This window comes from Allobosea sp., from assembly GCF_017308015.1.
Lineage (GTDB): Bacteria > Pseudomonadota > Alphaproteobacteria > Rhizobiales > Beijerinckiaceae > Allobosea.
This window is the reverse complement of sequence record NZ_JAFKFW010000012.1, coordinates 64,352-77,020: the sequence shown is the minus strand read 5'-3', so window position 1 is coordinate 77,020 and position 12,669 is coordinate 64,352. Positions and strand designations below refer to the sequence as shown.

13 protein-coding genes are annotated in these 12,669 nt (G+C 66.9%); 7 read left to right on the top strand and 6 right to left on the bottom strand.

The window, feature by feature from the left end:
* Window positions 1-4 precede the first annotated feature (4 nt).
* Together J0I42_RS12020 and J0I42_RS12015 are read right to left on the bottom strand one after the other, a co-directional pair.
* Window positions 5-1,384: a polysaccharide biosynthesis protein gene (locus tag J0I42_RS12020; protein ID WP_291655070.1), complete on the bottom strand. Its 1,380-nt coding sequence runs from the start codon at window positions 1,382-1,384 to the stop codon at window positions 5-7.
* A gap of 245 nt (window positions 1,385-1,629) precedes the next feature.
* The gene (locus J0I42_RS12015; RefSeq protein ID WP_291655069.1) at window positions 1,630-1,899 is read right to left on the bottom strand and encodes a hypothetical protein; all 270 of its coding nucleotides are present in this window, start codon (window positions 1,897-1,899) and stop codon (window positions 1,630-1,632) included.
* 209 nt (window positions 1,900-2,108) lie between these two features.
* On the opposite strand from J0I42_RS12015, the gene parE reads away from it, so the two are divergent.
* The 3 genes from parE (at window position 2,109) to J0I42_RS12000 (ending at window position 5,650) form a co-directional block, all read left to right on the top strand.
* On the top strand, window positions 2,109-4,190 hold the full coding sequence (parE, locus tag J0I42_RS12010) for a DNA topoisomerase IV subunit B (RefSeq protein ID WP_291655068.1): 2,082 nt from the start codon (window positions 2,109-2,111) through the stop codon (window positions 4,188-4,190).
* 156 nt (window positions 4,191-4,346) lie between these two features.
* Window positions 4,347-5,288 carry a LysR family transcriptional regulator gene (locus J0I42_RS12005; RefSeq protein WP_291655067.1) on the top strand — a complete coding sequence of 314 codons (942 nt, stop codon included), beginning with the start codon at window positions 4,347-4,349 and terminating at the stop codon, window positions 5,286-5,288.
* Window positions 5,289-5,389: 101 nt separating this feature from the next.
* A complete protein-coding gene (locus J0I42_RS12000; protein WP_291655066.1) occupies window positions 5,390-5,650 on the top strand; it encodes a hypothetical protein in 261 nt (86 codons plus the stop codon).
* A gap of 6 nt (window positions 5,651-5,656) precedes the next feature.
* Here J0I42_RS12000 and J0I42_RS11995 read toward each other — a convergent pair whose 3' ends face one another.
* Window positions 5,657-6,352, bottom strand: coding sequence for an alpha/beta fold hydrolase (locus tag J0I42_RS11995; protein ID WP_291655065.1), 696 nt, complete (start codon window positions 6,350-6,352; stop codon window positions 5,657-5,659).
* A gap of 162 nt (window positions 6,353-6,514) precedes the next feature.
* On the opposite strand from J0I42_RS11995, the gene J0I42_RS11990 reads away from it, so the two are divergent.
* Both J0I42_RS11990 and J0I42_RS11985 read left to right on the top strand, forming a co-directional pair.
* Window positions 6,515-7,990, top strand: a complete 1,476-nt coding sequence (locus J0I42_RS11990; protein ID WP_291655064.1) for a DEAD/DEAH box helicase — start codon at window positions 6,515-6,517, stop codon at window positions 7,988-7,990.
* A gap of 186 nt (window positions 7,991-8,176) precedes the next feature.
* Window positions 8,177-9,235, top strand: coding sequence for a GGDEF domain-containing protein (locus J0I42_RS11985; RefSeq protein WP_291655063.1), 1,059 nt, complete (start codon window positions 8,177-8,179; stop codon window positions 9,233-9,235).
* 15 nt (window positions 9,236-9,250) lie between these two features.
* Here J0I42_RS11985 and J0I42_RS11980 read toward each other — a convergent pair whose 3' ends face one another.
* Window positions 9,251-9,640 carry a HesB/IscA family protein gene (locus J0I42_RS11980; RefSeq protein ID WP_291655062.1) on the bottom strand — a complete coding sequence of 130 codons (390 nt, stop codon included), beginning with the start codon at window positions 9,638-9,640 and terminating at the stop codon, window positions 9,251-9,253.
* Between the two features lie 230 nt (window positions 9,641-9,870).
* On the opposite strand from J0I42_RS11980, the gene J0I42_RS11975 reads away from it, so the two are divergent.
* Together J0I42_RS11975 and J0I42_RS11970 are read left to right on the top strand one after the other, a co-directional pair.
* Window positions 9,871-10,938, top strand: coding sequence for a malate/lactate/ureidoglycolate dehydrogenase (locus tag J0I42_RS11975; protein WP_291655061.1), 1,068 nt, complete (start codon window positions 9,871-9,873; stop codon window positions 10,936-10,938).
* Between the two features lie 3 nt (window positions 10,939-10,941).
* Window positions 10,942-11,298, top strand: coding sequence for an MmcQ/YjbR family DNA-binding protein (locus tag J0I42_RS11970; RefSeq protein WP_291655060.1), 357 nt, complete (start codon window positions 10,942-10,944; stop codon window positions 11,296-11,298).
* Here J0I42_RS11970 and J0I42_RS11965 read toward each other — a convergent pair.
* Both J0I42_RS11965 and J0I42_RS11960 read right to left on the bottom strand, forming a co-directional pair.
* Window positions 11,293-12,180 carry a PhzF family phenazine biosynthesis protein gene (locus J0I42_RS11965; protein ID WP_291655059.1) on the bottom strand — a complete coding sequence of 296 codons (888 nt, stop codon included), beginning with the start codon at window positions 12,178-12,180 and terminating at the stop codon, window positions 11,293-11,295. The genes J0I42_RS11970 and J0I42_RS11965 overlap by 6 nt on opposite strands.
* Window positions 12,181-12,281: 101 nt before the next feature.
* Window positions 12,282-12,665 carry an SUF system Fe-S cluster assembly protein gene (locus J0I42_RS11960; protein WP_291655058.1) on the bottom strand — a complete coding sequence of 128 codons (384 nt, stop codon included), beginning with the start codon at window positions 12,663-12,665 and terminating at the stop codon, window positions 12,282-12,284.
* Between the last annotated feature and the right edge of the window lie 4 nt (window positions 12,666-12,669).

The window sequence follows — 12,669 nt, the reverse complement described above, 5'->3', positions numbered from 1 at the left end:
GGCCTCAACGCGCGATCCAGCGGACGAGGGTAAGGGCCGGGCGAGCGCTGAGGAGCAGAGCTGCGGCAAGCGCCGTACCCGTCGCCAGCCATAGATTGCCGGCGAACCAGCGGACGCTCAGCCATGACAGCGCCAGCGCCGCGCCCGAGAGCAGAACCGGCGGCCAAGGCATCGCAAAGGAATGCCGACGAAGAACCACCAGTCCGAGCGCCAGGGCGGCGGCAGCACCCGCGGCCGTTCCCGCGGCGATCGCCCTGTCGGAGCCGGGGATGAGCAGCGCCGCGACGAGGGCGCCGGCACATGTCAGGATGCAGTCGAGGGCCGCGAGCCCGAGAATGGCGGGCAGGCGCCGCTGGAGATGCGCTGGCGTCGGCAGCATGTTCTGAACGAGGGCGCGCAACAGCGCCAGCAACATGACGAAAGGTGCCGTCCGCAGGAAGGATTCCTGCAGCCCCGTCGGGATGACCACCCGGGCGGCGAGGTCCAGCAGCGCGACCATTCCGGCGGCGCCGATGAGGGAGAATCCGACGACAAGCGCATAAAACCGGCCGAGTTCGGTCCGGAACGCCTCGGAATCGCCCTGGCGATCAAACAATGCCACCAGCTCCGGAAAGCGGATCGCCTGGAGCGACGACATGATCATCACGAAGGGCCGCTGGAGCAGATCGAGAGCCAGCATCGGCCCCGCAGCAGCAGCCCCCAATGTGCTCAGGAAAATGGTCTTGAGAGCGAGCGGCACCAGCAAGGTCGCGACTCCGGCCCCGGCGGAAACCCCGCCATAGACCAGATTGCGCCTGGCGATATCGCTCTGCCAGCGGACCGAAAGCGGAAGCACCCGGCGCGACAGCGCCCAGGCGATGACGCAGTAGATCAGATTGCCCGCGAGCACGCCGGCCAGCACATGGGCGAGATCGGGCCGGATCGCAGCCCCGGTGATCGTCGCCGCCGCTAGGATCGTCGCGCGTGCGCCCTGGAGCCAGGAGAACAGCCTGAACTCCTGGCGGAAGCGCAGCATCGTCAGGTGCAATTCTCCCGCCCCCTGCAGGATCGCCGCCAGCGCGCCGATCAGCCCCAGCCAGACGGGGGCGCCGAAGAGCGGCGCGAGGAAGGCTCCGAGCAGGCAGATGCCGGCGCTGCCGGTGAGTTCGGCCATGATGACGCCGCGCTCGGCTTTTTCGCTCGCCTCGTCCGGTCCGGGATAGAACCGGGTGGAGGCTGCGCGTATCCATTGAAAGCAGACGATGTCCGCAAACTGGACGATGGCGACGAAAAGGGAATAGGCGACGTAGTCCGAAGCCGGCAGCAGATGGGAAACGACGATGAGCAGGCCGAAGGCGAGGAGCGACTGATAGAGATAGGCCCCCAAAGCGGCGATCTTGGCCATCAGGCGGCCGCTCCGCCTACGACGGCAGAACCACGCAACCTACCTGCGGCCAGATGGCCGCCCATCTCCTCGTTCGAGCACCGGATGAGATCGAAACGGGGTTTCCACGTTTCGGCCCCGAATTTTGATCCGTCAGGCCTGAGGCCGGTTGCGTCGAAACCGATGCCGGGATGCATTCAACCTCTCCCTTCAGCCATCGGCCCTAGGGCATAAAGGTTGATATTTCTGCGCGGCCGAGGGATTCGTCAGGAGAAGTGCAGGACCGCCAGCCCGGCCGAAGCGGCAATTGCCGCCAGCCACCAGAGCCAGCGCGAACCATGCGGATCGCTCATCGCCAGGGGCGCGCCAATGACATCCTCATGACCGAAAGATTCGCCGGCGAGGCGCGCAGTACGCTGCAAGCCCGCGATACCCGCAATCGGCACTGACTGACGCGACGCCACGGCCTTCTCCCCCCCAGTGGGCCGATCATAGCGCATTGCGGAAATCCGCATAGGCCAGATCGCACCGATCATCCTCGGCACCGATGGTTAACGTGGCCTGAACGGCTCTGTTCCCCTTCGTTCTCGGTCACGCCGGCGACAGTGATGCGACATGCGTGACGCCGCGGGCGACGCGGCGGTTCCGATATGCGGATGAGGTGTCTATAAGCGCTCCTGACAGGGCATTGCGGCCCGCGATGCGCTAGAGTTCACAGTCGCGAATCAGGAAGCATTTGGTAGCAATGGCGGATAACGGCGATCTTTTCGGTTCGGAGCCGGAGCGGCCGGCCACGGCGAGCCCGCGGCCGGACGCGCGACCGCCCGCCGCGAGCCCCAAGGCAACGCCCTCCTCCGCAGCGCCGGCACGCAACGGCACGCTCTCCGAAGCCGGCTACGACGCCTCGGCGATCGAGGTTCTCGAGGGACTGGAACCGGTCCGCCGCCGGCCGGGCATGTATATCGGCGGGACCGACGAGCGTGCCCTGCATCACCTCTTCGCCGAGGTGATCGACAACGCCATGGACGAGGCGGTGGCCGGCCATGCCACCTTCATCGACGTCGAGGCGTTCGAGGACGGCTCGATCGCGGTCACCGATAACGGTCGCGGCATCCCGATCGATCCGCATCCGAAATTCCCCGGCAAATCGGCGCTCGAAGTCATCATGACGACGCTGCACGCCGGCGGAAAATTCGACTCCAAGGCCTACGAGACCTCGGGCGGCCTGCACGGCGTCGGCGTCTCCGTCGTGAACGCCCTGTCGGACCGGCTCGAGGTCGAGGTCGCGCGCGGCAAGACGCTCTACCGCCAGGTCTTCTCGCGCGGCCTGCCGCAGGGACCGCTGGAGACGGTCGGGGCCGTCGCCAACCGACGCGGCACCAGGGTGCGCTTTCACCCGGATGCGCAGATCTTCGGCGAGGGCGCGCATTTCTCCCCGGCCCGCCTGTTCCGGATGGCGCGCTCCAAGGCCTATCTCTTCGGCGGGGTCGAGATCCGCTGGACCTGCGCGCCCGCGCTGCTGAAGCCGGAGGGCGACGTCGCGGCGGAAGCCGTGTTCCGTTTCCCGGGCGGCCTGCGCGACTATCTCGGCCGCGAGATCGAAGGCAAGGATCTCGTCGCCGAGCCGATCTTCTCCGGCAAGATCACCAGGGAAGGCGGCCACGGCTCGCTGGAATGGGCGGTCGCCTGGCTGGCAACCGGTGAGGACGGCTTCTCCTCCTCCTATTGCAACACGATCCCGACGCCCGAGGGCGGCACCCATGAGCAGGGCCTGCGCATCGCCCTGCTGCGTGGTTTGCGCGACCATGCCGAGCGCATCGGTCAGTCCAAGCGCGTGGCGCAGGTCACCTCCGACGACGTGATGGCGACCTGTGCCGCGATGCTCTCGGTCTTCATCCGCGAGCCGGAATTCCAGGGCCAGACCAAGGACAAGCTCGCGACGCAGGAAGCCCATCGCATCGTCGAGGGCGCGGTGCGCGACGCCTTCGACCATTGGCTCGCCGCGGCCCCGCAGCAGGCCTTGCGCCTGCTCGACTGGTCGGTCGACCGGGCCGAGGAGCGCTTGCGCCGGCGCCTCGAAAAGGAGGTCTCGCGCAAGACCGCGACGCGGAAGCTGCGCCTGCCCGGCAAGCTTGCCGATTGCTCGAATGCCGGCGCGGCCGGGTCCGAGCTCTTCATCGTCGAGGGCGACTCGGCCGGCGGCTCTGCCAAGCAGGCACGCAACCGCGCCAACCAGGCGATCCTCCCCTTGCGCGGCAAGATCCTCAACGTCGCCAACGCGACGCGCGAGAAGCTGAACCAGAACCAGCAGCTCGCCGATCTCATCCTGGCGCTCGGTTGCGGCATCGGCACGCAGTTCCGCGAGGATGATCTGCGCTACGAGAAGGTCATCGTCATGACCGACGCCGATGTCGACGGCGCTCATATCGCTTCGCTGCTGGTCACCTTCTTCTGGCGTCAGATGCCGCGCCTGATCGAGAAGGGACATCTCTATCTCGCCGTACCGCCGCTCTATCGGCTCCAGCACGGCGGCAAGAGCGTCTATGCCCGCAACGACGCTCATAAGGACGAACTGATCGAGACCGTCTTCAAGGGTAAGAAGCCGGAAATCTCGCGCTTCAAGGGCCTCGGCGAAATGATGCCGGCCCAGCTCAAGGAAACCACCATGGACCCGGGGAAGCGCATCCTGCTCAAGGTCATGGTCGATCATGAGGCCAAGGAAGAAACCTCCGACACGGTCGAGCGCCTGATGGGCAACAAGCCGGAAGCGCGCTTCGTCTTCATCCAGGAACGCGCCGCCTTTGCCGGCGAACTGATCGACCTGTGAGCGTCGAGCCCTGCATGTTTGCAGGGCTGGGGCCCAGGCCGGGCGGGCTGCCCGGCGCAACGTTTCCCGGCAGGGTTCGCACATGTCGAACCCTCCCCACATCCCGGACCGCCATGACCGTCGACACCGCTCCACCTGGGACTGGCCGCTGACGGCATGGGCGAGCCTGCTTCCCCTTCATCTCGACGCGACGGTGAGCTGGCATCGCCGGCCGGACAGGCGTCCTGGGACGACATCCGGATCTTCAACGCCATCGCCGTCGGCGGGTCGATGGCCATGGCGGCGGCGCAGCTAGGCCTGAGCGAAGCGACCGTCGCGCGCCGGCTGAAGGGCCTTGAATCCGAACTCGGTCTGCAGCTTTTCACGCGCGAGGCCAACCGGCTCGTGCCGACCTTGATCGGCACCGAACTCGCCGCGGAGGCCGCCCTCGTCGAGACCGCCGCGAGGCGCTTCGCGATCCGCGCCGACGCAGCCCGCCCGCAGGCCAATGCGCCGGTCCGCATCACCGCAACAACCTCGATCAGCCTGCTCCTGACGATGAACGCGACCGCGATCTCGCAAGCGGCCGGCGGGGTCGAAATCGTCATCATCAGCACACGCAACCGGCTCGACCTGACCCGCGGCGAGGCCGATATCGCGCTCCGCATGACCAGGGTTCCGGGCGAGCCCGGCCATTACGCCCAGAAGGTCGGTCGCCTGATGCAGGCGCTCTATGTCCGCCACGACGTCGACCCTGCGACCGCACCGATCATCTCGGTCAACCGCGAAACCTCCTCGCGGATTGACGACTATATCATGACCTATGCCGCCGGCCGGCCGATCGCGGCGCGCGTGGGCGATTCCGCGGCTCGCTACGAGAGCATCCGCTCGGCCGGGGCGCTGTCGATGGCGCCCTGCTTCATGGGCGACGCCGATGCGAGCCTGCGCCGGCTCCTGCCGCCGCCCGAGGAGACGGGCGACGACATCTTCCTGGTCTCGCATGAGGTATCGCGCCGCAGACCCGGCGTCGCCGCGGTGCTCACCGCCCTGCGCAAGCTGTTCAAGGAGCGTCAGGCCCTTCTGGCAGGGCGGACCGCCGAGAAGACAGGCAATCCTTAAAGTCGTCGGCATTCCCGCAAGACTTGGCTAACCATCCTTTTACTGCTCTGGGCGCATGCTGCCGCAAAGCTCGTGATGTCACGGGCCGCGGAGAGTGCGCCATGCGCCTGATCGAGATGTTCTGGAAGAACAATCGCGGCACCATCGCCGCGGATATCGCCAAGGCCGGCGCGGCCATCGCCTTCCTGTCGGTGATCGCCGCGAACTTCCTTTCGAGCCAGACCGCCTCGCTCGACAAGGAGCGCATGGCCGCAGTCAGCCTCGCGGCCTCGAAGCGCCAGCCGACCGATCCGATGGTCACGGGTTCAATCGGCCAGTCGGCCAACCTGACGAAGCTCGACCCCTGCGCCCTGCCCCGCTGAGCGCGATCAGCCAAGCCAGCGCAGCAATTCCGCCGTCACAGCTTCGGGCGCTTCGAGCGTCGACAAATGCCCGCAATCGGGCACGATCGCGAGCCGCGCCGCGCTGCCGGCAAGGCCGGCCATCTCCTGCGCCTCCGCGACGGGCGTGATTTCGTCCTCCTGCCCGACCAGCACCAGAACCGGGATCGACAGCCCTTTCAGAACCGGCCGCGAATCCGGCCGCTTCATGATCGCCTTCTGCTGGCGAACGAAACCATCCGCCCCAACCTCGTCGGCCATCCGCCGCACCAGCAGGCGCAAGGGCTCGTCGGTCAGGCGCGCCGGCGCGACCAGCTTCTGCCAGAGCAGTGTCGTGACGTTGTCAAAGGCACCCTTCCCGGCCAACCCGATCATCTGCTCGCGCGGCCCATTGGTCTCCACCGTCGCCGGCTTGGCGCTGGTATCGAGCAGGGCGAGCCGCGTCACGCGCTCCGGAGCCTGCCGCAAGACCTCGAACGCGACATAGCCGCCCATCGACAGGCCGCAGAGCGCGAAGCGTGATGGCGCGGCCGCCAAGAGGCGCTGGGCGACGGCGAAAAGCGTGTCGTCGCGGGCGTGATCGGCGACGAGGATCGGGCGCCCATCGGCCAGCGCAGGCCATTGCGGAGCATAGAGTTCGGCGTTGCAACTGAGGCCGGGAACGAGAACGAGCGGCTCCTTCATGAGGTTAAAGCAGTCCTTTCGAGGCTAGATGATTGACTTTGCCGCGTTTTCTTTGCATTCCACACGGGTCCGAAGGCGCGCAGGAACTGTCGTCGCGCCAACGTGGTGGTTGAGCAGGTCATCCCGCCGCGTTTCACCGACCCAGAAGAAGCACCATACGCGATGTCATTTGCCGAACTCGGCTTGAGTGAAAAGGTTCTGACGGCCGTCACGGCCGCGGGCTATAGCACGCCGACCCCCATCCAGGCCCAGGCCATTCCGCATGTTCTTGCCCGCAAGGACGTTCTGGGCATCGCCCAGACCGGCACCGGCAAGACCGCGGCCTTCACCCTCCCGATGCTCACCATCCTGGAAACCGGCCGCGCCCGGGCCCGGATGCCGCGCACCCTGATCCTTGAGCCGACGCGTGAGCTCGCCGCCCAGGTCGAGGAGAACTTCACCCGCTACGGCGTCAATCAGAAGCTTTCGGTCGCGCTGCTGATCGGCGGCGTCTCCTTCGGTGACCAGGACGCCAAGATCACCCGCGGCGTCGACGTGCTGATCGCGACACCAGGCCGCCTGCTCGACCATGTCGAGCGCGGCAAGCTGCTGCTGACCGGCGTCGAGCTCCTCGTCATCGACGAGGCCGACCGCATGCTCGACATGGGCTTCATCCCGGACATCGAGCGCATCTGCAAGCTGGTGCCCTTCACGCGGCAGACGCTGTTCTTCACCGCGACGATGCCGCCGGAGATCACCCGCATCTCCGAGCAGTTCCTGCACAACCCGGTCCGCGTCGAGGTTTCCCGGCCCGCTACGGCCGCCGCGACGATCACCCAGCGCCTGATCGCCTCGAATGCGCAGGATTTCGAGAAGCGCGAGACGCTGCGCAAGCTGATCAAAGGCGCGACCGATCTCCAGAACGCGATCGTCTTCTGCAACCGCAAGCGCGATGTCGCGACGCTGCACAAATCACTGCAGCGCCACGGCTTCCCGGCGGTGGCACTGCATGGCGACATGGACCAGTATGCCCGTATGGCAGCGCTGGAATCCTTCCGCACCGGCGAGAACCCCATCCTCGTCGCTTCCGATGTCGCGGCGCGCGGCCTCGATATCCCCGCCGTCAGCCATGTCTTCAATTTCGACGTGCCGACCCATGCCGAGGACTATGTCCACCGCATTGGCCGTACCGGCCGCGCCGGCCGCCTCGGCACCGCCTTCACCATCGTTACGCGCCATGACGACAAGCTGGTTTCGGCCGTCGAGAAGCTGACCGGCCAGACCATCGCCTTCGAGGGGCCCGGTCTCGACGCCCTGCCTCCGGGCGAGCCGCGCGAAGAACGTCGCGGCGGCCGCCGGGACGACAAGCGCTCCTCCTCGCGCGGCGGTCGTGGCCGTCCCGAGCGTGGCGCGCGCGCAGAGTCCGGAAACGTGCGGCCGGATGCCGACGAGACCGTGGCAGACACCCAACGCAAGCCGCGCCGCGTGCCGATCCGGCCCGATTCCGAAACGGCAGCCCCCTCGCCCGTCGCGCACGGTCACGACGAGCCCCGGCGCTCCCGCCCGCACCGGACGCGCGACGACGATGACGGCCCGCAAGTGAAGGGTTTGGGCGATCACGTCCCGGCCTTCCTGCTGCGCCCGGCACGCGTCGGATAACGTTGCGGCATCAACCCGTTCTTAACGACATCAACCTAGATTGCCTCTCGCTGCGACGGGACGACCTTCGCGGCGGACGGGCGCATGCCGCCGTATATACGGACAGGATGTCCCGCTTCGATTGTGTCGATCGAAGCTGTCGTGGCCGAAGGCCGCGAGCCGGCTTCATACCGGAATGGCGATGGCATGGACGACCTGGTTTCGGTTCCCGCCCGCACTGACGATCTCGCTGAGCGTGTCGTCGCGGCGATGCGCCAGCATGGGTCGCCGAGCTATCCCCGCGCCTTCGAAGTCTGGTACGCGCATCTCAGTGGCGAGATGCCGGCCGTCAGCGTGGCGATGAGCGCGATCCTCACCGGCAGCGACGGCCAGGTCAGCGCGGCCGATATCGACAATCTCTACGAACGCTTCATCAGCACGGAACGCTTCTCCCGCCAGGCCGAACGCACCAGCCTGCAGGTGCTCAGCGAGATCGACGCGATGATGGGGCTGGTCGACAAGGCCCTCGGCTCCAGCGAAATCTATCACGGCCGCCTCTGCGCCATGTCAGAGGACGTGCCGCCGGCAACGGACCGCCACAAGCTGCGCGAATGGGTCGAGGCGCTGGTCATGTCGACCCGCGAGGAAGTCTCGCGCAAGGCGCAGCTCGAAGCGGAACTGCGCAACAGCTCCAACGAGATCCGCAACCTGCGCGAGGCGCTCGAGGCGACGCGCGCCGAGGCTCTCACCGATCCGCTGACCGGGCTCGCCAACCGCCGCCATTTCGAGGAGATGCTGCAGAAATCGATCGATCAGGCGACTTTGCGCCGCGAGCCCTTCGCGCTGGTGATGGCCGATATCGACTTCTTCAAGCGTTTCAACGATGCCCATGGCCACCTGACGGGCGATCAGGTGCTGCGTCTCGTCGCGCGCACCATGAAGGACAAGTTCAAGGACAAGGCGATCATCACCCGCTTCGGCGGCGAGGAATTCGCCATCATCCTGCCGGAAGCCGATCTGATAGCCGGCAAGTTCGGCGCCGAGACCGTGCGCCAGGCATTGCTGACCCGCGAATTGATCAAGCGCTCGACCAACGAGAATCTCGGCCGCATCACTATCTCGCTCGGCGTCTCCAGCTATCGCCGCGGCGATACGGCAGGCTCGCTGGTGGACCGGGCCGACCAGGCGCTGATGCAGGCAAAGCGCGACGGCCGCAACCGTACCGTCACCGAGGATGTCGTGGAGACAGCAAGCCGCGTCGCCTGAGGCCGGCAGCGAGGCTCAGGGCGCCGTCAGCACGCTCTCGCTGCGCGGCTTGATCTCGACGGACTCGCCGCAGCCACAGGCCGAAACCTGATTGGGGTTGTTGAAGACGAAGGTCGACGAGAACCGGTCCGTCTTGAAGTCGAGTTCGGTGCCGAGCAGAAACAGTACGGCCTTGGCATCGACGACCACCGTCGCATCCTTGTCGGTCACGACCTCGTCGCCCTTGTTGACCGCGCGCGCGATCTCGAACGTGTACTCCATGCCGGCGCAGCCGCCCTTCTTGACGCCGACCTTGAGGCCGAGCGCCAGCGCATCCCCCTCGGAGGATTGCGCCATGATCTCGCGGATGCGGGCCGCCGCGGCGTCGGTCAGCGAAATGACCTTGAGGCCCGGTATCGAAAACATCGGTGTCCCTCCTCGACCGGGTTCAAGGCCCGGTGAAGCAAGATTGTTCCCGCCAACATAGGGATCGGGAGGGCTTTCGTCGAGATGCCGACGCCGTGCCATGCGCCCGCGATCCGGCCCCTGCCCATCCAGCGCATTGCGGAACGGACCGGCTCATGCACTCTGGCGGCTCGACATCCTCGAGGTTCCAGGACCTCACCGACAAACCTCGTCCAACCGGCAGGAAACCTATGGCGCATCGTCTGCATCGCCCCGAATCGCTGCACGCCCTCGTCCGCGACATGGTCGTGAAGGCCGGCTGGTCAGATGCGGAAGCGCAGGAGACGGCCGACCATCTCGTCCTCGCCAATCTCAGCGGCCATGACAGCCACGGCGTCGGCATGCTGCCGCTCTATTTCCAGTCGCTGGCGGACGGCAATCTCGATCCGCAGTCCCGCCCCGAAACCAGGGTCGATGCCGCTCCCTTCCTGATCATCGATGCCAAGGTCTCCCTCGGCCAACCGACCGCCCGCACCGCCGTCGACAGGGCAGTTGCGATGGCGCAGAGCGGCGGCGTCGCCATCGTCAACCTGCTCGATTCCCATCATATAGGCCGGATCGGCCATTATGCCGAGGTCGCGGCCGAAGCCGGGATGATCTCCTTCTTCTGGGTCAATGTCGCCGGCCGCCCGCCGATCGTGGCACCCTATGCGGCGAAGGAAGCCCGCTTCGGCACCAATCCCCATGCGGTCGGCATCCCCGTCCCCGGCGGTGATCCGCTGATCCTCGACTTCGCCACCAGCCGCATGGCCCATGGCAAGGCCCGCGTCGCGCTCAACAAGGGCGAGGCGGTCGCCCCCGGCTACATCATCGACGGCGAGGGCCGCCCGACCACCGACCCCGCCCATGTCTTCGCCAGCCCCGATCATCCGCTCGGCGCGCTATTGCCCTTCGGCGACCACAAGGGCGCCGGCCTCTCGCTGATCGCGGAACTGCTCTCGGCCGGCCTGATGGGCGCCGCGCGCATCGACCAGAAGCCGCAGAAGACCTGGGTGATCAACTCGCTCTTCGGGATCATCATCGATCCGGCCCGGCTGGAGCCCGACGCGGAGCTGCGCCGCAGCCGTACCGAGAGCTATCTCGCCTTCGTCCGTGCCGCAAAGCCGATGGACCCGGCCAATCCCGTGCTGGCACCCGGCGACAAGGAGCGCAGGGTCAGGATCGAGCGCCAGGCCGCCGGCATCCCGCTCGACGACGAGACCTGGTCGCAGATCACGGCCGCCGCGAAGCAGCACGGACTCGACGCCGAAAGCTACTGAGCCATGTCGCCCGAAGCCTACAACGCCTTCTGCGCGAACCTCCCCGCCACCAGCCATGTCGTGCAATGGGGCGGCGCCGATGTGTGGAAGGTCGGCGGCAAGGTTTTCGCGCTCGGCCGGCAGCAGGAGGATGGCGAGATGGCCGTCTCCTTCAAATGCTCGCCGATGGCCTTCGATATCCTCGGCGAGCAGCCGGGCCTGAGGCCCGCGCCCTATCTCGCCTCACGCGGCATGAAGTGGATCCAGTGGCTCACCGGCGAAAGCATGCCGGACGATGCCTTGCGCGACTATATCGCCGAGAGCCACCGCCTCGTCGTCGCCGGGCTGACGAAGCGGGTGCGGGCCGAACTCGGCCTATAGCAGCGCCTCGCCCCGGAACATCGGCACGCAGTTGCCGCCGACCCGCGAGCGAACCCCGTCCGCGGCGCGCCGTGACATGACGTTCAACCGGCTGGGGCGCCCCATCTCGACGCCCTGTGTGATGCTGTAGGCGGCTTCGTCGCCGCCATCGAGCGACAGGAGCAGCGCTCCCAGCGTGGCGCTGGCGCTGCCGGTGGCGGGATCTTCCCAGGTACCGGCCAGCGGCGCGAACATCCGCGCACTAATGGCATTACCGTCGCGGGCATAGAGGAACAACGACAACCGTCCCTGCAATTCAGGATTCTCGCTTTCAAGCTTCCGGAACGCGGCGATGTCGGGCATCGCCCCGGCGAGCGCAGCGGGCGCAACCTGCACCAGCACGAACTTCACGCCGAGCGAGGCCTGCACAGGCCTGTGGGCGCTGGTGACGATATCGGGTGAAGCCACGCCCGCGCAGGCGGCGATACCCACGACCGGCAACTCGATGCCGAGCGACAGGGCCTGCGGCGCGGCGATGACGGCGCCGGTCACAGCACCGGCCGCATCGCGCTCGACCGCGATCTCGACCAGTCCGGCCATCTGCTCGAAGCGCAGCACGCCGTTGCGGTCACGGCCGTGGCGGGCCAGCACGCAGGCTGTGCCGACATTGGGATGGCCGGCGAAGGGCATCTCGGCGGTGCGGTGGAAGATGCGTACCCGCGCATCGTTGGCCGGATCGTCCGGCGGCAAGACGAAGGTCGTCTCGCTATAGTTCATCTCGGCCGCGAGCGACTGCATCTGGACGTCCGAAAGCCCGCGCGCATCCGTGAAGACGGCGAGCTGGTTGCCGCCGAACGGGCGGTCGGTAAAGACGTCGAGGGTCTCGTAGGGAAAGCTCGGCATGACAGGCTCCGGCGGCGGATGGCGCCCCTATTCCTGCCAGTCGAGCGTGCTCAGCACCAATGAAGCGATGAGATGCGATCCATCAACGGGAGCGCAGCCACTCACCACATATCGAGCGCGACGCGGGCCTCATCGGACATGCGCGACTGATCCCAGGGCGGATCGAAGGTCATGTTGACGGTGACGCCAGCGACGCCCGGCACCGTGCTCACGGCATTCTCGACCCAGCCCGGCATCTCGCCCGCCACCGGGCAGCCCGGCGCAGTCAGCGTCATGTCGATCGTGATCTGCCGGTCGTCCGCGATATCGACACGGTAAATCAGGCCGAGTTCGTAGATATCCGAGGGAATCTCGGGATCGTAGACCGTCTTCAGCGCGGCCACGATATCGTCCGTGAGCCGGTCGATCTCTTCCGGCGGCAGCCCGGCACCTTTGCCCATGGCAGGGGCGTTCGGCTTCAGGTCGTCAGTGACGCTGTCGGTCATCTCT

Coding starts and splice junctions, on each gene's coding strand:
- parE (WP_291655068.1), top strand. CDS start 2,109: ATGGCGGATAACGGCGATCTTTTCGGTTCGGAGCCGGAGCGGCCGGCC.
- J0I42_RS11990 (WP_291655064.1), top strand. CDS start 6,515: ATGTCATTTGCCGAACTCGGCTTGAGTGAAAAGGTTCTGACGGCCGTC.
- J0I42_RS12020 (WP_291655070.1), bottom strand. CDS start 1,384: ATGGCCAAGATCGCCGCTTTGGGGGCCTATCTCTATCAGTCGCTCCTC.
- J0I42_RS11980 (WP_291655062.1), bottom strand. CDS start 9,640: ATGTTTTCGATACCGGGCCTCAAGGTCATTTCGCTGACCGACGCCGCG.
- J0I42_RS11975 (WP_291655061.1), top strand. CDS start 9,871: ATGGCGCATCGTCTGCATCGCCCCGAATCGCTGCACGCCCTCGTCCGC.
- J0I42_RS11960 (WP_291655058.1), bottom strand. CDS start 12,665: ATGACCGACAGCGTCACTGACGACCTGAAGCCGAACGCCCCTGCCATG.
- J0I42_RS11985 (WP_291655063.1), top strand. CDS start 8,177: ATGGACGACCTGGTTTCGGTTCCCGCCCGCACTGACGATCTCGCTGAG.
- J0I42_RS12005 (WP_291655067.1), top strand. CDS start 4,347: ATGGGCGAGCCTGCTTCCCCTTCATCTCGACGCGACGGTGAGCTGGCA.
- J0I42_RS11995 (WP_291655065.1), bottom strand. CDS start 6,352: ATGAAGGAGCCGCTCGTTCTCGTTCCCGGCCTCAGTTGCAACGCCGAA.
- J0I42_RS11965 (WP_291655059.1), bottom strand. CDS start 12,180: ATGCCGAGCTTTCCCTACGAGACCCTCGACGTCTTTACCGACCGCCCG.
- J0I42_RS11970 (WP_291655060.1), top strand. CDS start 10,942: ATGTCGCCCGAAGCCTACAACGCCTTCTGCGCGAACCTCCCCGCCACC.
- J0I42_RS12015 (WP_291655069.1), bottom strand. CDS start 1,899: ATGATCGGTGCGATCTGGCCTATGCGGATTTCCGCAATGCGCTATGAT.
- J0I42_RS12000 (WP_291655066.1), top strand. CDS start 5,390: ATGCGCCTGATCGAGATGTTCTGGAAGAACAATCGCGGCACCATCGCC.